Origin of the sequence: Alistipes sp. (genome assembly GCF_048465575.1) — a bacterium.
Classification (GTDB): domain Bacteria; phylum Bacteroidota; class Bacteroidia; order Bacteroidales; family Rikenellaceae; genus Alistipes.
On record NZ_DBFWLG010000040.1, the window covers coordinates 111,449 to 131,989 of the forward strand.

Annotated in this window: 16 protein-coding genes; 7 read left to right on the forward strand and 9 right to left on the reverse strand. The window is 62.4% G+C overall.

All coding sequences use genetic code 11. From position 1 onward, the window contains the following. Positions 1-50 precede the first annotated feature (50 nt). The 4 genes from ACMQ11_RS10705 (at position 51) to pulA (ending at position 6,669) form a co-directional block, all read left to right on the forward strand. On the forward strand, positions 51-1,313 hold the full coding sequence (locus ACMQ11_RS10705) for a hemolysin family protein (protein WP_418992766.1): 1,263 nt from the start codon (positions 51-53) through the stop codon (positions 1,311-1,313). A gap of 77 nt (positions 1,314-1,390) precedes the next feature. Next, a complete protein-coding gene (locus tag ACMQ11_RS10710) occupies positions 1,391-3,421 on the forward strand; it encodes a SurA N-terminal domain-containing protein (protein ID WP_418992767.1) in 2,031 nt (676 codons plus the stop codon). Positions 3,422-3,561: 140 nt separating this feature from the next. After that, positions 3,562-4,698: a mechanosensitive ion channel family protein gene (locus tag ACMQ11_RS10715; RefSeq protein ID WP_418992768.1), complete on the forward strand. Its 1,137-nt coding sequence runs from the start codon at positions 3,562-3,564 to the stop codon at positions 4,696-4,698. A gap of 3 nt (positions 4,699-4,701) precedes the next feature. Next, positions 4,702-6,669, forward strand: a complete 1,968-nt coding sequence (gene pulA, locus ACMQ11_RS10720; RefSeq protein ID WP_418992769.1) for a type I pullulanase — start codon at positions 4,702-4,704, stop codon at positions 6,667-6,669. A 215-nt stretch (positions 6,670-6,884) separates the two neighbouring features. On the opposite strand, the gene ACMQ11_RS10725 is transcribed toward pulA, so the two are convergent. Together ACMQ11_RS10725 and ACMQ11_RS10730 are read right to left on the reverse strand one after the other, a co-directional pair. After that, complete coding sequence (locus tag ACMQ11_RS10725; RefSeq protein WP_418992770.1) at positions 6,885-7,754, reverse strand: hypothetical protein; 870 nt, start codon at positions 7,752-7,754, stop codon at positions 6,885-6,887. Then, positions 7,714-8,013, reverse strand: a complete 300-nt coding sequence (locus ACMQ11_RS10730; RefSeq protein ID WP_418992771.1) for a hypothetical protein — start codon at positions 8,011-8,013, stop codon at positions 7,714-7,716. The genes ACMQ11_RS10725 and ACMQ11_RS10730 overlap by 41 nt, the downstream gene beginning before the upstream one ends. A 102-nt stretch (positions 8,014-8,115) precedes the next feature. On the opposite strand from ACMQ11_RS10730, the gene ACMQ11_RS10735 reads away from it, so the two are divergent. Further along, positions 8,116-9,258 (forward strand): iron-containing alcohol dehydrogenase, encoded by a 1,143-nt coding sequence (locus ACMQ11_RS10735; protein WP_418992772.1) that lies wholly within the window; start codon positions 8,116-8,118, stop codon positions 9,256-9,258. A gap of 114 nt (positions 9,259-9,372) precedes the next feature. Here ACMQ11_RS10735 and ACMQ11_RS10740 read toward each other — a convergent pair whose 3' ends face one another. The 3 genes from ACMQ11_RS10740 to ACMQ11_RS10750 form a co-directional block, all read right to left on the reverse strand. Further along, positions 9,373-10,035 (reverse strand): hypothetical protein, encoded by a 663-nt coding sequence (locus ACMQ11_RS10740; protein ID WP_418992773.1) that lies wholly within the window; start codon positions 10,033-10,035, stop codon positions 9,373-9,375. A 136-nt stretch (positions 10,036-10,171) separates the two neighbouring features. Further along, complete coding sequence (gene scpA, locus ACMQ11_RS10745; RefSeq protein ID WP_418992774.1) at positions 10,172-12,310, reverse strand: methylmalonyl-CoA mutase; 2,139 nt, start codon at positions 12,308-12,310, stop codon at positions 10,172-10,174. 2 nt (positions 12,311-12,312) lie between these two features. Continuing rightward, the gene (locus ACMQ11_RS10750; RefSeq protein WP_418992775.1) at positions 12,313-14,163 is read right to left on the reverse strand and encodes a methylmalonyl-CoA mutase family protein; all 1,851 of its coding nucleotides are present in this window, start codon (positions 14,161-14,163) and stop codon (positions 12,313-12,315) included. A 424-nt stretch (positions 14,164-14,587) separates the two neighbouring features. Here ACMQ11_RS10750 and ACMQ11_RS10755 point away from each other — a divergent pair, with 424 nt between their 5' ends. Continuing rightward, on the forward strand, positions 14,588-16,765 hold the full coding sequence (locus tag ACMQ11_RS10755) for a glutamine synthetase III (protein WP_418992776.1): 2,178 nt from the start codon (positions 14,588-14,590) through the stop codon (positions 16,763-16,765). A 309-nt stretch (positions 16,766-17,074) separates the two neighbouring features. Here the strand turns inward: ACMQ11_RS10755 and rpsU are convergent, their stop codons facing one another. The 4 genes from rpsU to ACMQ11_RS10775 form a co-directional block, all read right to left on the reverse strand. Beyond that, complete coding sequence (rpsU, locus tag ACMQ11_RS10760) at positions 17,075-17,266, reverse strand: 30S ribosomal protein S21 (RefSeq protein ID WP_418992777.1); 192 nt, start codon at positions 17,264-17,266, stop codon at positions 17,075-17,077. An 87-nt stretch (positions 17,267-17,353) separates the two neighbouring features. Then, positions 17,354-18,406 carry a helix-hairpin-helix domain-containing protein gene (locus tag ACMQ11_RS10765; protein WP_418992778.1) on the reverse strand — a complete coding sequence of 351 codons (1,053 nt, stop codon included), beginning with the start codon at positions 18,404-18,406 and terminating at the stop codon, positions 17,354-17,356. A 4-nt stretch (positions 18,407-18,410) separates the two neighbouring features. Continuing rightward, a complete protein-coding gene (locus ACMQ11_RS10770) occupies positions 18,411-19,223 on the reverse strand; it encodes an N-acetylmuramic acid 6-phosphate etherase (RefSeq protein ID WP_418992779.1) in 813 nt (270 codons plus the stop codon). Continuing rightward, complete coding sequence (locus tag ACMQ11_RS10775) at positions 19,213-20,034, reverse strand: ATPase (protein WP_418992780.1); 822 nt, start codon at positions 20,032-20,034, stop codon at positions 19,213-19,215. The genes ACMQ11_RS10770 and ACMQ11_RS10775 overlap by 11 nt, the downstream gene beginning before the upstream one ends. A gap of 140 nt (positions 20,035-20,174) precedes the next feature. Here ACMQ11_RS10775 and ACMQ11_RS10780 point away from each other — a divergent pair, with 140 nt between their 5' ends. Next, the gene (locus tag ACMQ11_RS10780) at positions 20,175-20,540 is read left to right on the forward strand and encodes a BlaI/MecI/CopY family transcriptional regulator (protein ID WP_418992781.1); all 366 of its coding nucleotides are present in this window, start codon (positions 20,175-20,177) and stop codon (positions 20,538-20,540) included. Position 20,541: the final 1 nt, after the last annotated feature.

Sequence of the window (20,541 nt, forward strand, 5' to 3'; positions counted from 1 at the left end):
CCCGGGGCCGCAGGCCGTCCTCTCCGACACGACACGAACAAGCCGCTGATATGGTTACCTCCGTCATCCTGATTCTGGTCATGCTGCTGCTGTCCGCTTTCTTCTCGGGCATGGAGATCGCTTTCACGAGCAAGAACCGCCTCAAACTGGAGATCGACCGCAAGCAGAGCCGCCTGTTCGACTACATCGCCGACATCTTCGCCCGCCATCCGGGACAGTATATTACGACGATCCTCGTGGGCAACAACATCGCGCTGGTCATCTACTCGCTCTGCATGTCGATGCTGCTGCGCGGCCTGTTCAGCGCCGCGGGGTGGGAGGGTGCCGCCCGCGACGGCTCGGTGGCCGTCGAAACGGCCGTTTCGACCGTCATCATCATCTTCGCGGCCGAGTTCCTGCCCAAATCCGTCTTCCGCAACAACCCCAATTTCTACTACCGTGCCCTGGCGCCGGTCATCTACTTTTTCTACCTTGTGCTCTATCCCGTCGCGCGGCTCACGACGCTCCTTTCGCAGGGTATCCTGCGTCTTTTGGGCCGCCGCGTGCACACCGAGGCCATTCCGCCGCGTTTCGGCCACGACGACCTGGCCGCGCTGCTCGACACGAACAACTCCGAGCAGCGCCCCGAGCCGGACAACGAATTCAAACTCTTCCAGAACGCGCTGGATTTCGCCGACCTGCGCGTGAGGGACTGCATGATTCCCCGCGTCGACATCGAAGCGGTCGACATCGAGGACACCTCCATCGAGCAGCTCACCGCCCGCTTCGTCGATACGAAATACTCGCGCATCTTCGTCTGGCGCAACAACATCGACAACATCATCGGTTACGTCAACTCCAAGAGCCTCTTCACGGCGCCCCGGCGGGTCGAGGAGGTGATGATGGCCGTCAATTTCGTCCCCGAAACCATGCCCCTGCAACTCGTGTTGCAGAATTTCATCCGCCACCGTTCGAACATCGCCGTGGTGATCGACGAATTCGGCGGCACGGCGGGCGTCATCTCGCTCGAAGACGTGCTGGAGCAGATATTCGGCGAGATCGAGGACGAGCACGACGTCCCGGACCTGACGGAAAAACAGGTCGGGGCGGGCGAGTACGTTCTCTCGTGCCGCCTGGAGGTCAAGTACCTGAACGAAAAGTACGACCTGGGCATCGAGGAGAGCCGCGAGTACGACACGCTGGCCGGCTTCATCATCTTCCATTACCAGGGTATCCCCTCGGCCGGCGAGACCCTCTTCGTCGGGGGCCTGCAACTGCGTATCCTGCGCACGACCCGCTCACGCATCGAACTGGCGCGGGTGAAAAAATTGTAGTACAATATCGATCTAATCGGAATAAAATTACTACCTTTGACTGCTATTTCGGAAATATACGATAATTAACAATTTATATGGCAAGTTTAAACACTCTACGTACCAAGTTCGGCATCGTGCTCTCGATCATCATCGCACTGGCGCTCTTGGCTTTCATTCTCTCTCTGAAGACCGAAATGGGCTTCGCAGGCAACGACCCCAAAGTCGGTGAAATCGACGGCGAAAAGGTCAACTACTCGGAGTATTACGACCAGTGGGAACGGATCAAGTCCCGGAACAACGTGCAGGAGAACGACGAGCAGCAGTCGGCCATGCTTTCAAACGCCGCGTGGCAGGCGCTGGTCTCAAAATACGTCCTGAAGCCCGGTTTCGAGAAGATCGGAATCCGTGTTACCGAGCCCGAGCGGCTGGCCCTTGTCAGCGGCGAGCAGCCCTCGCAGGCGTTCTACAACGCATTCGCCGACCCCCGCACGGGCGAGTACGACGTCGCTGCCATCTCCGAATTCCTCTCGCAGGCCCAGACCAGCCCCGAGGCGGCCGCAGCCTGGGCCCAGCTCAACGAGGAGGCCCGGCTGGAGCGCGAGGTGGGCAAGTTCCTGGGCCTTGTGAAAGGAGGCGCCTACGTCAATTCGCTGGAGGTCGCCTCGGGCGTCGAGGCTGCCAACGAGACTTTCTCGGGCCAGTGGGCCGGCAAGAAATACGCTTCGGTCCCCGACTCGCTCTTCAACGTTTCCAAGGGCGACATCAAGGCCTATTACAACAGCCATAAAAACATGTTCCGCCAGACCCCGTCGCGCACGCTGACCTATGTGGTATTCGAGGTCGCCCCGACGGACGACGACCTGCTGGCGCTCGAAAAGAGCGTTCGTGAGGTCGGCGCCGAGTTCGCCGCAACGGACAACCTGCGTTCGTTCGTGCGCGCCAACCGCAACGGCCGCATCGCCGACGCCTATGTCTCGGCCGCGCAGTTGACCCCCGAGGAGGCCGAAGCCCTGCTGGCCGGCAAGACCTACGGTCCCGTGCTGAAGAACAACGAGTGGACCATGGCCCGCGTCGTCGACTCGAAGATGGTCGCCGACTCGCTGGGCATCCGCCACATCGTGCTTCCCTATACGCAGGAGCAGCTGGCCGACAGCCTGCTGGGCGTCATTCGCGCCGGCGGCGATTTCGCACAGCTTGCCGCCCGCTACTCGGTCTACGACCAGACGGCCGCCAACGGCGGCGAGGTGGGTGTCATGCCTTTCTCGGCTTTCTCGGGCGAGTTCGCCGAGGCGTTGGCCGGAGCCAAAAAGGGCGACGTGGTGAAGATCGCCTCGGGCGATGCCATCCAACTGATGCAGGTCTATCGCGCCGACAAACCCTCGAAGCACATGCAGGTGGCCTCGATCACCTATCCGGTCGAAGCCTCCTCGGCCACGCGCCGCGAGGCGCACAACCAGGCCGGCACGTTCACCGTCAATGCCAAGGGTTCCGCCGAGGCGTTCAACGAAGCCGCCTCGGCCGCAGCCGTTACGCCCCGCGTAGCCACGCTCTCCGAGGGCGAGCGCATGCTGCGCGGTGTGGAGGATTCGCGCGAGGTCGCCCGCTGGGCGCACGGCGCCCAGGAGGGCGATCTGTCGGAGATTTTCACCGTCGGCAACGATTACGTCATCGCCATGCTGACCGAAATCGACGAGAACGAATTTACCCCCATCGGCAAGGTCGCACCGCAGATCCGCGCGCAACTGCTCCGCGACAAAAAATACGACTACATCGTCAAGGAAATTTCGGGTGCGACGCTCGCCGATCAGGCCGCGAGCCTCGGTTCGGAGGTGGCCGAGTTCGACGGAGTGACTTTCGCCTCGTACTACATCAACGGTCCCGGCGTGGAGCCCCGTCTGGTCGGAGCGATTACGGCGGCCGACAAGGGCGCCCTCTCTGCCCCCGTCAAGGGCCTCTCGGGCGTCTATGTCTTCCAGGTGGATGACATCCGCACCGAAGAGAAGCAGACCCCCGAGGGCGAAAAGGTGCGTGCGCAGGCGATGGCCGAGAGCATGGCGCAGCAGTACTCGTTCCAGGCCATTCAGCAAATGGCCAAGATCCGGGACCTGCGCGGCAAATATTTCTAAGCCGCCAGCGAGGTTTCCCGATCACGAATTACCAACAGGTTACGGTCCACCAACCGTAACCTTTTTTTGTAATGATGCAAGTGAACCGACAGTGTGGAAAGGAAATTGCAAACGTCCTCTCGAACTAAAACCGTTTGCACATGCTCGAATACGAAATTTTGGGAAACAGCCTCCAGACCTGGCTCATCTCCATCCTCTTCGTGCTGGGGGCGTTCGTGATCGTCAAACTCCTGTCGCTGTTAGGCCGCAAGGTGATCCAGCCCTTTGTCACGCGCACCCGCACGCAGGTGGACGACATCATCTACTATGCGCTCGATTCGCCCGTCAAATTCGCTGTGATGCTGCTGGGTATCTGGATTGCCATCCACAAACTGGTCTATCCCGACGACCTGGTGCGCTACGTCGACAAAACCTACCGCATCCTGATTGTGCTGGACATCACCTGGGTCCTCGCGCGGCTCTCCACGGCCCTGCTCCAGCGATACTGGGGCCACCATGCGAGCGGCCACGTCCAGAAAATGATGCCCGTGGTGCGGCGCACGGTGCTGGTGCTGATCTGGATCGTCGGCGTCATCACGGCCCTGAGCAACGTGGGGGTCGACATCAACGCCCTGTGGGGGACGCTCGGTATCGGCGGCGTCGCATTGGCGCTGGCGGCGCAGGACACGGTCAAGAACATCCTCGGAGCCATCACCATCTTCACCGACAAACCGTTCGGCATCGGCGACACGATCAACGTCAACGGCATGGAGGGCACCGTGGTGGACGTCGGGCTGCGCAGCACGCGGATTCTGGGTTACGACCGCCGCATCACGAGCGTCCCGAACTACAAGATCACCGACGCCAACATCGTCAACATCACCTCCGAACCCATGCGGCGCGCGATGGTCAAGGTGGGGGTGACCTACGACACCTCGGCCGAAAAGATGCGGCAGGCGCTGGAGCTTCTGCGCGGACTGCCCGCGCAGGTCAAGGACGTGTCGGACAAACCCTCCGACATCACGGCCTATTTCTCTGCCTATGCCGATTCGGCGCTCGAAATCACGTTCTACTATTATATCGAGAAGCAGGGCGACATCCTGGGGGTTACGTCCGCCATGAACCTGGCGATTCTGGCCGCTTTCAACGGCGCGGGGCTTCAGTTCGCGTTCCCCACGCGGACCGTGCTGGTGCAGGACACGAAATCCTCCGGCGACGAGTCGTCCGACGCTCCCGCGAAATCCGACAAATCCGACGAATCCGACAAACCCGCGAAATCCGACAAATCGCAAGCCTGACCTATGGAAACTCCGAACAATCACCCCGACCCCGCGACGCTCGACTCTTTCGACAAATACCCCGTCTATGCGGGCGACGACCTCGAACTGGTCTACACGCCGCAAGAAGCGCGTTTCACGCTCTGGGCCCCCACGGCGACCCGGGCGCGGCTGAACCTCTACGATACCGGCCAGGGCGGCGAGCCCGCCGAGCGGCTGGAGATGAATCCCTCGGACGACGGCACCTGGCGCATCGCGGTTGAACGCGACCTGAAAGGCAAATTCTACACTTTCCAGATCGAGCACGACGGCCGCTGGCTCGACGAAACCCCCGGCATCTGGGCCCGGGCGGTGGGCGTCAACGGCGACCGGGCGGCGGTCATCGACCTGCGCGACACCGACCCCGAGGGGTGGGACGCGGACCGTGCGCCCGAGCTGAAGATGTACTCCGACACGATTCTCTACGAGCTGCACCACCGCGATTTCAGCGTCGCCGAGGATTCGGGTATCGAGCACAAAGGGAAATTTTTGGCTCTGACCGAGACGGGCACCCGGACGCCCGAGGGGCTCGCGTCGGGATTGGACCACCTCAAGGAGCTGGGCGTGACGCACATCCATATCCTGCCGTCGTTCGACTACGCGACCGTCGACGAGACGCGGCTCCAGGACAAGAGTTACAACTGGGGCTACGACCCCAAGAACTACAACGTCCCCGAGGGGAGTTACTCGACCGACCCGGCCGACCCGCTGGTGCGCATCCGCGAGTTCAAGCAGATGGTCAAGAGCCTCCACGACAACGGCTTGCGCATTGTGCTCGACGTGGTCTACAACCACACCGCCACGGTCGACCACTCCGCTTTCACGCTCACCGTGCCGGGCTATTTCTACCGTCAGAATCCCGACGGGAGCTACTCCAACGGCTCGGGCTGCGGCAACGAAACGGCTTCGGAGCGCGAGATGGTCCGCCGCTACATCGTCGAGTCGGTCAAGTACTGGGCCCGCGAGTACCACATCGACGGCTTCCGCTTCGACCTGATGGGCATCCACGACATCGAGACGATGAACCGCCTGCGGGCCGAGCTCTCCGCGATCGACCCCACGATCTTCATCTACGGCGAGGGGTGGCTGGCCGACGCTTCGCCGCTGCCCGAGGAGGAGCGGGCCGTGCGCGACCACGTGAACCGGATGGAGGGCATCGCCGTCTTCTGCGACGATTTCCGAGACGGCGTCAGGGGCAGTACGTTCGACGAGAAGAATCCCGGCTACGCTTCGGGCAATATCGCCGGCCATGTCGAGCCGGTCAAATTTGGGATCGTGGGCGCCACCGACCATCCGCAGGTCGATTACGGCGGGCTCCTGTACGCCTCCGCGCCCTATGCCGCCGCGCCGTCGCAGGCCGTTACGTTCGTCTCGAGCCACGACGGCTACGCCCTGGTGGACAAACTGAAACTCTCGGTCGAGGGCGAGCACGCCGAGGACGAACTGCCGGCCATGACCGAACTGGCATTCGCCATCATGCTCACGGCCCAGGGCGTGCCGTTCATCCGCGGCGGCGAGGAGATGATGCAGGACAAGCAGGGCGAGCCCAACACGTTCCGCTCGCCCGACGCCGTCAACCGCATCGACTGGTCGCTCAAGGACCGGCACCGCGACGTTTTCGAGTTTGTCCGCGACCTGATCGCCCTGCGCCGGGCCCACCCGGCTTTCCGCATCCCGACGGCCGAGGGGTTGCGGCAGTGGCTCCATTTCCTCGATACGGGCGACTCGGGCATCCTGGCTTACACGTTGGGAGAATTCGCCAACGGCGACGCATGGAAAGAGATCGCGGTGGCGTTCAACGGCAACCGCCACGAGGCCGGATTTTCGCTTCCCGAGGGGGAGTGGCGCGTGGCCTGCCGCGACGGACGGGTCGATCCCGACGGCCGCGAGCACCTGGCGGGCGGAGCGGTGAAACTCGCCCCCTCTTCGGCGCTCGTCGTCTACCGGGAGTAAGCGCCCGACCTCAAATGATTGCGCCCTCCCGATCCGGGTTGCGGCGCTCGGGCTGCGGCGTCCGGACAGCGGTTTCCGAACTGCGACACTCGGGTTGCGGCGCCCGCCCGCAAAAACCGGGTAGCCCCTCCCGAACGGGTTTTCCGACCGCACCCGCATCCGCATCCGCAACATGAAAGCTGCGGAACGCACCGAAACTGCGCCGGTCGGGCCGGCTACTCCGTCTCCTGCCTGTTCGGGGCGGGCAGCGTTCCGGATACCTTCATTTTGAACGTCGAACCGCTGGGGAGAACGATTACGTCGTCCGATGTGAGGCGTAGCGTGACGGTTGCCCGGTCGGTTACATATGGATACTTTATACTGGGGAAATTGATGTTGCCGAATCCTTTTGTGTCCCCTTTGGGGATGGAAATGGTCTCGGAGAGGTCCTGATATCCGCCCGGCATGTCGCACTCCGCCGTTACGTGGATGAGGACGTCCTTGTCGAGCGCTTCGGAAAGTTCGACGAGGAAATTATACAGAATACCATCATAACCGACATGAATCTCGACCTCGGTTTCCGAGAAACTGGCCGTGGGTGCCGTCCCCGTTCCCCGGATACGGAGTACCAGGTTGCCGGCTTCGGCTGTCGAGAAGCCCGGTGTCGCCGCCGAAACGGAGACGGTCGCCGTCCCCGTTATCAGCGCGATCGGATAGCCTTTCTTGAGAAATCGGATCGTTCCGCTGCCGGTTTTTTCGCCTTTGGGTACGGTGATCGTCCTGTCCACGAGCTCGACCCCGCCCTCATCGCACGCGACCCGGAGGTCGAACACCGCCTCCGCCGCCGCTGGGGCGGATAGCGTGACGGTGATCCGCTTGTCGAAATCCGTCTCGCCCACCACCACGTCCAGTCCGTCCGTCGAGAGCGTGGCCCCGTTCGCTCCCGCGACCTTCAGCCGTACCGAGGAGGGATCGCCGATCCGCGCGTTTTCGGACGCGATCCTCAGGTGGCTGACCCCCTCGACTCCCGCCTGAAACACGGCCGGATCGTACACCAGGTTGAACCTAAGCTCGGTTCCCCCCCCCCTTGTCGAAGCGGATTTCATCGGCCTCTATATCCGTCCGCCAGCCGTCCGTGATCGTATTGTCCCTGTCGTAGGCGAGCGCGAAGAGGATGGGTTGTTCGGCTGCTTTGTCGAGCCGGATGGTTACCGGAACCGCGGTCTGCCCGTCGTCGACGAACACCTCGGTGGCGTCGCAGTGGAACGTAGCGACTACCCGGTCATCTTTGCGGTCTGAATCTTTCCGGCATCCTGCTCCCGCCACCACGGCGAATGCGGCAATCCAGATGGTCATCTTTTTCATAGGCTCTCTTGTTGGCTGTTTGCGATAAATATAGTTAAAATTTCTTTTTCCGAACAGCTTTTTACGATATTTGTACTTGTAAACCGCAAAAAACCATCCGTCATGCAAAATTTCACCTACCGCAACCCCACCGAACTGGTCTTCGGCCGGGGTACGATCGCCCGTCTGGGCAAACTCATTCCCGCCGACAAGCGCGTCATGCTCACTTTCGGGGGCGGCAGCGTCCGGCGCAACGGCGTCTACGACCAGGTCGCCCGGGCGCTCGAGGGCCGCGAATGGGTCGAATTCTGGGGCATCGAAGCCAACCCCTCGGTCGAGACCCTGCGCGAAGCCATCGCCCTGGGCAAGCAGGAGGGGGTCGATTTCCTCGTGGCCGTGGGCGGCGGATCGGTCATCGACGGCACCAAACTCATCGCCGCCGCGCTCCTGACGGACGAGGACCCCTGGGACCTCGTGCTGCGCGGCCGCGCCGAGCGGACCGTGCCGCTGGCCACGGTGCTCACCATGGCGGCCACGGGCTCCGAGATGAACTCCGGCGCGGTGATCTCGCGCTACGAGACCCGGGAGAAATACGCTTTCTACGGCGACTATCCCCGTTTCTCGATCCTCGATCCCGAGTGCCTCTACTCGCTGCCCGCGCGGCAGATCGCCTGCGGTCTGGCCGATACGTTCGTCCACGTGCTGGAGCAGTACATGACCACGCCGGGCCAGTCGCGCCTGATGGACCGCTGGGCCGAGGGCATCCTCCACACGGTGATCGAGATCGCGCCCAAAATCCGCGAAAACCCCCGCGACTACGACACCATGTCCGAATACATGCTCTCGGCGACGCTGGCGCTGAACGACATGATCCGCATGGGCGTCACGCAGGACTGGGCCACCCACATGATCGGCCACGAACTGACGGCGTTGCACGGCCTGACGCACGGGGCCACGCTGGCTATCGTCATCGGCGGAACGCTCCGCGTGCTGCGCGACCAGAAGCGCGGCAAACTGCTCCAATACGCCGCGCGCATCTGGGGCCTGACGGACGGCGCCGAGGAGGAGCGCATCGAGCGCGCCATCGTCCGCACCGAAGAGTTCTTCCGCTCGCTGGGGCTCAAGACCCGACTTTCCGAGGAGGGGATCGGCGAGGAGACGATCTCCGAGATCGAGCGCCGCTTCACGGCCGCGGACGACCGCTTCGGCGAGGCGCAGAACGTCGACGGGGCGATGGCCCGCCGGATTCTGGAAGCCTGCCTTTGAGCAATTAAGAATTGAGAATTAAGAATTAAAAATTGCATTCTTGCAACCGGATACGCGCGAAACGGCCGCATGGGAGGAACCATGCGGCCGTTAGTCTTAGGGAGTGTTCGGCGGCTATTCGTCCACCCCGAACGTCGAGACGGTCAGCCCGCCCAGCGCATCGACCGTGATTCCGTACTCGCCGGGCTCGACGCCTTTCAGTACGATCAGGTAGGAGCTCCCGCCGAACCGGCGCGAGGTAAAGGGCTGCCGCTCCAGGGTATTCGATTTGCGGTCGCCGAACGTGCCGACCGATCCGTATTCGGCGATCCGCATCTTCTTCTTGACCTTGAACCGAAAGACCGAGATCATCGACATGGGATCGATCCGGTTGTCGGGCACGCGGACGATGAAAGCGATCCCGTCCTCCGCTCGGAAGCGGACATAGGCCCGCGGGCCGTTGAGCGTCATCTCGTCGATGTGGTCCTTGCCGATGCCGAAGAGTTTCTGCCCGGTCGACGAGCGGTGGCGGGGCGTGAGGCTCTCCTGTACTAACTGTTCCGTAGTGTCGTCCGGGCGGATGGCCAGCACCTGGCCCATGAATTCGGGTTCGGGAAATTCGGGGACCGCGGCCGCAGTCGCGGGTGTTCCGGTTACCGCGGTTGCCGCAGGCACAGCCGAGGTAGCGGGGGTCGCGGAAATTGCGAGGGGCTCCGGGGTCGCGGGGACCTCGCCGGTCTGGGCGGCTGCGGTTGCGACGGTGCAGGCGGCCAGGAGAAGCAGGAACGGTTTTTTCATTTTCATCGGAATTGCGTGCCCAAGATAGTTCAAAAAGTCCCTCCGCCCAAATTTTCGGGCCGCAACTTTTCATCGCAGGCCATAAAAATACCCTCCGGAACGAATCCGGAGGGTATTCTTCAACAGACGCCCGCTCTTACTCCTCGAGCAGGATTTCCAGAATCTTGATCGCAGCCGTTGCAATCGGGGTGCCGGGGCCGAAGATGGCGGCGGCGCCGTCCTTGTACAACTGGTCGTAATCCTGTGCGGGGATCACGCCGCCGACGATGACGATGATGTCCTCGCGGCCCAGCTTCTTCAGCTCGGCGATGATCTGCGGCACGAGCGTGAGGTGGCCGGCGGCCAGCGACGAAACGCCCACCACGTGCACGTCGTTCTCGACGGCCTGCTTGGCGGCCTCCGCCGGGGTCTGGAAGAGCGGTCCCATGTCGACGTCGAAGCCGATGTCGGCATAGCCCGTGGCGACCACCTTGGCGCCGCGGTCGTGGCCGTCCTGGCCCAGCTTGGCGATCATCACGCGGGGCTGACGGCCCTCTTTGCGGGCGAATTCGGCGCACAGCTCCTTGGCGCGCTCGAACGATTTGTCGTTTTTCACTTCTGAAGAGTATACACCTGATATGGAACGGATAACAGCTTTGTAGCGGCCCACGACCACCTCGCAGGCGTCCGAAATTTCGCCCAGCGACGCGCGGACCTTGGCGGCCTCGACGGCCAGCTCCAGCAGGTTGCCCTGCTTGGTGCGGACGCACTCGGTGATGGCCTCGAGCGCCCGCTTCACGGCCGCTTCGTCGCGCGAGGCGCGCAACTCCTCGAGACGCTTGATCTGGCTCTCGCGCACGGCGGTGTTGTCCACGGCGAGGATATCGATCGGAGCCTCCTTTTCGAGGCGGTACTCGTTGATACCGATGATTTTCTCCATCCCCGAGTCGATGCGGGCCTGCTTGCGGGCCGACGCCTCCTCGATGCGCATCTTCGGAATGCCGGTCTCGATAGCCTTGGCCATGCCGCCCAGCTTTTCGACCTCCTCGATCCGTTCCCACGCCTTGTGGGCGATCTCGTTGGTGAGCGCCTCGACGTAGTAGGAACCGGCCCACGGGTCGACCTCGCGGGTGACGGAGGTCTCCTCCTGGATGTAAATCTGGGTGTTACGCGCAATGCGCGCCGAGAAATCGGTCGGCAGCGCGATGGCCTCGTCCAGCGCGTTGGTGTGCAGCGACTGCGTATGGCCGAGCGCGGCGCCCATGGCCTCGATCGCGGTGCGGGCCACGTTGTTGAACGGGTCCTGTTCCGTCAGCGACCAGCCCGAGGTCTGCGAGTGGGTGCGCAGCGCCAGCGACTTGGGGTTCTTGGGCTCGAACTGCTTGACGATCTTGGCCCACAGCATGCGGGCCGCGCGCATCTTGGCAATCTCCATAAAGTGGTTCATGCCGATGGCCCAGAAGAACGAGAGGCGCGGTGCGAACGCGTCGATCGACATGCCGGCGTTGACGCCCGCGCGGAGGTACTCCAGGCCGTCGGCCAGCGTGTACGCCAGCTCGATATCGGCCGTGGCGCCCGCCTCCTGCATGTGGTAGCCCGAGATGGAGATCGAGTTGAACTTGGGCATGTTCTTCGAGGTGTACTCGAAGATGTCGGCGATGATGCGCATCGAGAACTCGGGCGGATAGATATAGGTGTTGCGCACCATGAACTCCTTGAGGATGTCGTTCTGGATCGTACCCGAGAGCTGGTCGAGCGTGCAGCCCTGCTCCAGGCCCGTAACGATGTAGAATGCCAGAATAGGCAGCACGGCGCCGTTCATGGTCATCGACACCGACATGCGGTCCAAGGGAATACCGTTGAAGAGCACTTTCATGTCCTCCACCGAGCAGATCGACACACCGGCCTTGCCCACGTCGCCCACCACGCGCGGGTGGTCGGCGTCGTAGCCGCGGTGCGTTGCGAGGTCGAAGGCCACCGAGAGGCCTTTCTGGCCGGCCGCGAGGTTGCGGCGGTAGAATGCGTTGGACTCCTCGGCGGTCGAGAATCCGGCGTACTGGCGGATGGTCCAGGGACGCATCACGTACATGGTCGAATAGGGACCCCTCAGGAACGGGGCGATGCCCGCGGCATAGTTCAGGTGTTCCATGCCTGCGAGATCCTCGGCCGTGTAGGCCCCCTTGACGGGAATCTGTTCGGCCGTCAGCCACGGCTCGACCTGTCCGCAGCCTTTCGAGGCGCAGCAGCTTTTCTGTGCGCCTCCGTCGTATTTCAGTTCGGTAAATTTCGCTCTCATGATTAGATTCCCATCTCTTTAAGGTAGAACTTCAGTGTTTCGAGGACGTTGGATTTCACGTTGATGAAATTCGTGATCCCCTGGGCCTCCAGTTCGGGGGTGCAGGCCGGTGCGCCTGCCACCACGAGGATGGCCTTGCCCGCGAGCAACTCCTTGACGCGGGGCGCTGCCACGGCGTAGTCGTCATCCGCGGCGCAGACCACCACGATTTCGGCCTTGGATGCAAGGGCCGCCTCGACGCCCTCCTCGACCGACTTGAAGAACGTGTTGTCGATCACGCGGATGCCGGCGCAGGCGAAGAAATTCGACGAGAACTGGGCGCGGGCGCGGGCCATTGCGAGGCTGCCGCACGTGAGCATGAACGCCTTGGGCTCCTTGCCCGAGCGGTCCACGTGCAGACGCATCTCCTCGAACGCCATGGCGCCGCGGTAGGGTGTGAGGGTGTTGCCCTCGGCCGCGGGACGGGTGACGGCCTCTGCGGTGATCTCCTCGGGAGCCACCTCCGTGAAATTGGGGTACTGGTTGGCGCCCAGCAGCGTCTGACGGCGCGTGGCGATGGCCTTGTCCTTGGCGGCGGCCGAAGCGGCTACGCGCTCGCGGACGAAGCCCGCCTCGTATGCCGCGGTATAGCCGCCCTTTTCCTCGATCTCGAGGAAGAGCTTCCATGCCTGGTCGGCGATCGATTGGGTGAGGTTCTCGATGTAGTACGAACCGCCCGCGGGGTCTACCACCTGGTCGAAATGCGACTCGTGCTTCAGGAGCAGCTCGACGTTGCGCGCGATGCGCTTCGAGAACTCCGTAGGGGCCTCGAACGCCCGGTCGAACGGCGTCACCTCCAGCGAGTGCACCCCGCCGATGGCGGCCGACATGGCTTCGGTCGTGCCGCGCAGCATGTTGACATAGGGGTCGTAGACGGTCTGGTTCCAGCGCGAGGTCTCGGCGTGGATCATCATTTTCGAGGCGCAGTTCTTTTCGGGGTTGTAGGCCTTGACGATGTTGGCCCACAGCATGCGGGCGGCGCGCAGCTTGGCGATCTCCATGAAATAGTTGGAGGTCACCGAGAACGAGAAGCGCAGCTTGCGGGCCGCCTGGTCGACGGTAAGTCCCGCTTCGGTCAGCCGCACGAGGTAGTCGTGGCCGGCCGAGAGGGCGAACGCCAGCTCCTCGACGAGGGTCGATCCGGCGTTGCCGAACGTCTGGGCGTTGACCGTCACGATGCGGACGTGCTTGTACTCGGCCGTCCGGCGGATCAGCTCGGCGATGCGTGCGAAGCACTTTTCGCCGTTCGCGGAGCAGAACGCGCCTTTGGTCGAAAGGCCGCGCACCAGCGGGTCGATCGAGAAAGCGATGTGCGCCTCCTCTTTGGCCACGCCGTCGCGTTCGAGTTTTGCGAGCACCAGCTCGGCCGCGTCGCCCACTTTCACGCCGCAGAACACGATCTCGACGGCCGGGATCGAAATGCCCTCGAGCAGCGTGTCGAGGTCCTCGGCCGAGAAATCCTCGCGCGTGAGGCAGAAGCCGAGCGAATCGACGCCCGCGTTGAGGAGCTTCAGCGCCTCGGCGTTGGCCTGCTTGGGGCATGCGACCGTCACGGTCTGGTGGACGTGCCAGCGGTTGTGTGCGCGCACACCGCGGACATAAGGGAACTCGCCTGCCTGCGAGCCCAGGAATCGGAGACCCTCGAGGTTCTCGGCGCGGTAGTAGGGACGGACCGAGAAACCCTCGCCCGTGCGCCACACCAGTTTGCGCTCGTAGTCAGCCCCTTTCAGGTCGGCTGCAATCACCTCTTCCCATTGCTCGGTCGTAACCGGTGGAAACTCGGTGAACAGCTTTTCACGTGTGGAATTTGCCATAACTATTTAGAGATTAGTAAGTGTTGTTTCAAAATTGCTCGTAAAGGTACAAAATATTCGGCGAATGGCGCAAGAAATTGTTAATAAAATAACAGCCTGCGGGATTTATCGTGCGATTCCGCGGGCCGTTCGGTTGCGGACCGGATCGAACGGTTTTCGGAAGAATAGTTGAAAATTTTACTATTTAGCTTCGAAAAAGGCCGATTTGCAAAATTCGTGTTTTTCGGGATTTGCGTTGAAAAATGGGTGTGTTTTCCGGAAAATAGCTGAAAATTTCGGGATGTTGGCTGAAAAATAGACCTTTTTTTCGGAAAAATGCTGAAAAATTATGCTGTTTTTCGAAAAATAGCACTTTTTGTAAAAACAACATGACCGAAAAAAACATACCTTTGTAGTCGAATTACGAACCCAAAAAACAGAAAAGATGTCATTGCTCCGATTCAAGATGGTCGACGCGGCCATCAACCACACGGCCGTCGAGGTGAAAGCCCCCGAAGGACGCCCCTCGGATTATTTCGGCGCCAAGGTCTTCGGGCGCGCGGCCATGCGCAAATACCTCGACCGGAAGACCTACGAGGCGCTGCTCGACACGATGCAGAACGGCACGCCGCTGACGCGCGAGGTGGCAGACGGCATCGCCGCCGGCATGCGGCAGTGGGCGCTTGAACACGGAGCCGACCACTATACCCACTGGTTCCAGCCCCTCACGGGCGGCACGGCCGAGAAGCACGATGCGTTCGCGCAGCCCGACGGCCTGGGCGGGGTGCTCGAGGAGTTCTCCGGCAAGCTCTTGGTGCAGCAGGAGCCCGATGCCTCGTCGTTCCCCAACGGCGGCATCCGCAATACGTTCGAGGCGCGCGGCTATTCGGCCTGGGACCCCACCTCGCCCGCATTCATCGTCGACACCACGCTCTGCATCCCCACGGTCTTCATCTCCTACACGGGCGAGGCGCTCGACTACAAGGTGCCCCTCCTGCGGTCGATCTCGGCCGTGGACCGCGCCGCCACGGAGGTGTGCCGCTATTTCGACAAGAACGTGCAGCGGGTCATCTCCTACCTGGGCTGGGAGCAGGAGTATTTCCTGGTGGACGAGAGCCTCTGGGCCGTGCGTCCCGACCTGATGCTCACGGGCCGCACGCTCATGGGCCACGAGTCGGCCAAGAACCAGCAGCTCGAAGACCACTATTTCGGAGCCATCCCCACGCGGGTTATGGCCTTTATGAAAGACCTCGAATACGAGTGCCTCAAGCTGGGCATTCCGGTCAAGACGCGCCACAACGAGGTGGCCCCCAACCAGTACGAGCTGGCTCCGGTCTACGAGGAGGCCAACCTGGCCAACGACCATAACCAGCTGCTGATGACCATCATGGACAAGATCGCCCGCCGCCACAAGTTCCGCGTGCTGCTGCACGAAAAACCTTTCAAGGGGATCAACGGCTCGGGCAAGCACAACAACTGGTCGCTCGGAACCGACACGGGCGTCAACCTGCTCGGCCCGGGCAAGACCGCTTCGGAGAACCTCCAGTTCATCACCTTTCTGGTGAACATCGTTTCGGCCGTCCACAAACACAACGGGCTGCTGAAAGCCGCCATCATGAGCGCCACGAACGCCCACCGGCTGGGCGCCAACGAAGCGCCCCCGGCGATCATCTCGACGTTCCTCGGCACGCAGGTCTCCGCCGTGCTGGACAAACTGGCCGCGTCGAAAGGCGACGACGCGATCCGCTTCGACGCCAAAAACGTCTTTCGCATGAGCGGCATCTCGCACATGCCGACGCTGCTGCTGGACAACACCGACCGCAACCGCACCTCGCCGTTCGCGTTTACGGGCAACCGCTTCGAATTCCGCGCCGTGGGGTCGTCGGACAACTGCGCCGAGGCGATGATCGTGCTCAACGCCGCCGTGGCGCACGAGCTGACGGGGTTCCGCCAGCGCGTGGATGCGAAGATCGAGGGGGGCATGAAGAAAGAGAAAGCGATCTACGAGGAGCTCAAGTCGATGATAAAGGCGTGCTGCCCGGTGCGTTTCGACGGCAACGGCTATTCGGACGAATGGAAAGCCGAAGCTGCGCGGCGCGGCCTGGACTGCGAGACCTCCACGCCCCGGATCTTCGATCGCTACCTCGACCCCGAGACGCTGCGCATGTTCTCCGAAACGGGCGTCTTCACCGAGGTCGAACTCCAGGCCCGCACCGAGGTCAAGTGGGAGACCTACACCAAGAAGATCCAGATCGAGGGGCGCGTCCTGGGCGACCTGACGATGAACCACATCGTTCCCATCGCATCGAAATACGAAGCGATGCTGTTGGACAAGGTCTACAAGATGTCGCAGATCGGATGGGTCAAAACGATGGCCGACAAGGCGCTGATCCGCAAGATACAGGACCATACGGCCGCGATCCAGAAACTCACCGACGAGATGATCGAAGCCCGCAAGCGGGCCAACCGCATCGAGGATCAGCGCGAGAAAGCCATCGCCTACCACGATACGGTGGCCGTCCGCTTCGACGAAATCCGCTACCATGTCGACAAGCTGGAGGAGATCGTCGACGACCAGATCTGGCCGCTGCCCAAGTACCGCGAGCTGCTCTTTATCCGGTAGGATTCCGTGCTGCTGTGGAGAATTCCTCGGTCCCGCGGGAAAACCGCGGGACTTTTTCCGTTATCCCGCCGGCCCCTCCCCGCTCCCTGTTCCCCGCTCCTGGTCGGCAGGTCGCCTGGTCGATCCTTGGCATTCCTCACCTGCGCCCGGAATGACCTGGTTTATTGTCACCGCTGCACAAAGTTCGGGAACAATAATTGTGAATTTTGAATTGTGAATTTTGAATTGCACAAAGCCCCTGCCTCCGCACAGAAAACCGGGAACCTCTCGAAAGGGGTTCCCGGTTCGGTTTCAGGCAATGCCCGAGGTTTAGTCCTCGTTGCCGTACATGTGCTCGACGTAGATGGCGTGCTGCATGGCCTCGCGCTTGGCGATCGACGGCTTGGTGAAATACTGGCGGCGGCGAAGCTCTTTCAGCACGCCCGTGCGCTCGTATTTGCGTTTGAATTTCTTCAGGGCGCGTTCGATGTTTTCGCCCTCCTTTACCGGCATGATAATCATAGTGATCCTGTTTTTTGTTATTTTTCGTTTCTATTTTTCCAATTTCGGCAGGGTTGCCTGTCGCAGGCCCCTGCGGTGTCGAAAGGTTTATTCGTCTGTCGGGTCCGCTTTTCGAGAGAAACCGAGGTAGGGCGACAGCCGCGCTGCCTCCTCCGGGGTCAATATGTGGTCTTCGATCATCTCTTCAGCGGTGCTCCAACCTCCTTTCAACTGTCTTGTTTTGAGTAATTTCCTCAGTGTGCGCGAGGCGATGTAGGGGTGCCGTCCGAGCACATTCGGGGATGCAAAGTTAACATCAATTTTCCGAATTTTGCAACTATCGCAGTAAATTTGTTTCAAAATCGTCTCGTAGTTGCGTTCCGTAACGCCCGGAACCTCGGCCAGCTGCTCCGGGGAGTGGAAGCCGCCGAGCCGTTCGCGGTAGGCCATGATCGGGCCGACGGTCCGCTCGCCGATCCCCGCGATGCTGCGCAGCGTGGCCGAGTCGGCCGTGTTCAGTTCGACGGGCTGCTCCCAGGGTTTGGGCTTGCGCTCGGGAAAGATCAGGTAGGGTTCGAGCGCCGAGGCGAGCGAATCCGAGACGACGAAACACTCGCGCACGTCCTCCATGTCGTAGAAGCCGCTCAAATCGCGGCGGTCGATGAAGACCTTGGCCTGCCGGCGGGAGAGGGCGCCGATGGCCCGCAGGTAGCGGGCGCTCACGGTGTCGACGCGGAACGGCTCGACGGCGATCGGCTCGGCGACGATCCGTCCGGGACGGTACTCGCGCGGTGCGACGGCGTATTTGCGGCCGATGCGGATGTAGGGCCGGAGCGCCCGGAAGAGCGAGTCGCCGATGCCGTAGCAGAGCGCCACGTCCTCGGGGATGCGGAAAATCTTGCGGGCCGCGCGGTATTTCACCAGGCTGACGGCTTCGTGGCGCGTGAGCCCCATCTCGCGCAACTCGTCATAGCCCACGGTGTTGGGATCGAACGGCGTGAGCCGCAGCGAGTCCCGCCGCGTCTCCAGTTCGGCGGCGGCGCTGCGGGCCGCTTCGGGATCGACCCGCGGGCGGACGAAGAGAAAGCCGAGGATGACCAGCAGCGCCAGCGCCACGAAGACGACCGTGCCGCGGATTTCACGTTCCGTAAAGAGTGCCATACCTTTATTTATGTCTAAGTTGCTCGAGTGCGTTTTTCACCGAACCGTACCGAAGCAGCAAATCCCGGGCCTCTCGCTGCGACAATCCCGTCGCCCGGACGATCATGCGCGTGCCCCGCTCGATGAGTTTGTCGTTCGAAAGCTGCATGTGGACCATGCGGTTGCCCTCGACACGCCCCAGGCGGATCATCACGGCCGTCGAGAGCATGTTGAGCATCAGTTTCTGCGCCGTGCCCGCTTTCATGCGGGTCGATCCGGTTACGAACTCGGGTCCTACGACCGCTTCGAGCGCATACTCCGCCTCGGCGGCCAGGGGCGACGAGGGGTTGCAGGTAACGGCGGCCGTGAGCAGCCCCTCGCGCCGGGCGCGGCGGATGCCGCCGAGGACGTAGGGCGTGGTGCCCGAGGCGGCGATGCCAACCAGCGTGTCGCAGGCCGCGGGGCGGTAGGGCGCCATGTCGCGCCAGGCGCCCGCAGGGTCGTCCTCGGCATGCTCCACGGCCCGGCGCAGGGCCCCGTCGCCGCCCGCGATCAGGCCGATCACCCGGTCGTGTGAGATGCCGAACGTCGGAGGCAGCTCCGAAGCATCCGTGACGCCGAGCCGGCCGCTCGTCCCGGCACCTATATAAAACAGGCGGCCGCCGCCGCGCATCCGTTCGACGATGCGCTCCACGAGCTGCTCCATCGTGGGGATCACGGCCGCGACGGCCTCGTGGACCCGGGCGTCCTCGCGGTTGATGCCCACGAGCAGGTCGTGGACCGACATTTGTTCCAGGTGGTCGTATGCGGACTCCCGTTCGGTGATTCTATCTTCCATCGTGGTAGGCGATCAGCCCGTCGGCAGGCGATTGAACGATGCGTTGCACGCGGCGTCCGGCCTCGTGCATGGCCGTTCGCAGCAGCTCCCCGAAATGGGCCGCCACGCCCCCGACGAACGATACCGGAAGGTCGGCGGGGTAGCGGCCGAGGTTGCGCGCGGCGAACTGGCGGAACGATCCGACGACCATCTCGCGGACCTCCGGAACGGCGGTGTGTGCGCACACAACGGGTGCGAGCGAGGCCAGGAAGCGGTTGGCGGCCGGCTCGGCGTAGACGCGGCGGAGGATCTGTTCGTAGGTCATGCCGGTCGCCGTCAGCAGCTCCTCGCGCAATGGGATGTGTCCCTTGAAAACCCCGTTGAGGAGGTTGCGGCCCAGCACCGCGCCGCTGCCCTCGTCGCCGAGGATGTAGCCCAGCGGGGGCACCGTCGCCACGATCCCGCCACCGCGGCAGTGGCACGAGTTGGACCCCGTGCCCAGGATGCAGGCGATGCCCTCCCCACGGCCGAACAAGGCGCGCGCAGCCCCCAACAGGTCCGACTCGACGCCGATGCGCGGGGCGCCGAAGCGTTCGCGGAGCGCCGTGGCCATTTTGCGGGTGGCCTCGGGAAATTGCGGCCCGCAGCCGGCGCCGTAGAAATGGACCTCGTCGACCTCTGCGCACGGCGGCACGAGCGCGAGGGTGTCGAGCACCTGCCGCCCCGTTTGGTGGAGGGCGTTGATCCCCGGTGTGCGGATACGCCGGACCCCGTCCCGCTCCGCGAGCAGCCACGTACATTGGGTCGATCCGCTGTCTGCGATCAGTATCATCGCTCAAATGTACGCATTTTGGGCGAAATCTGCGAAATTTCCATGCAACTAAATTTTTTAGTTGAAAAACTATGGAAAATAGTTGTATGTGGAATTTTTTTAGTTACCTTTGCTTCGGGAAGCGATCAAAACCGAAAAGAATGGAAAAACTGACACGACGCGAAGAGGAGCTGATGCACTGCTTCTGGAAGCACGGGGCGTTGTTCGTGCGCGAGATCGTGGCCCTTTCGCCCGATCCCAAACCCCATTTCAACACCCTCTCGACGATGGTGCGCGCGCTCGAAGCCAAAGGGTATGTGGCCCACAAGGCATTCGGCGGGACCTATCAATACTACCCGCTCGTGAGCGAGGAGGAGTTCTCGCGCCGCACCCTGAGCAGCGTGATCGCCCGCTATTTCGAAAACTCCTGCCTCGGGGCCGTCTCGGCGCTGGTCGAGGAGGAGCGCATCTCGGTCGGGGAGCTGCGCGAACTGATCGCGCGCATCGAAAACCAAAATCGAGGATAGC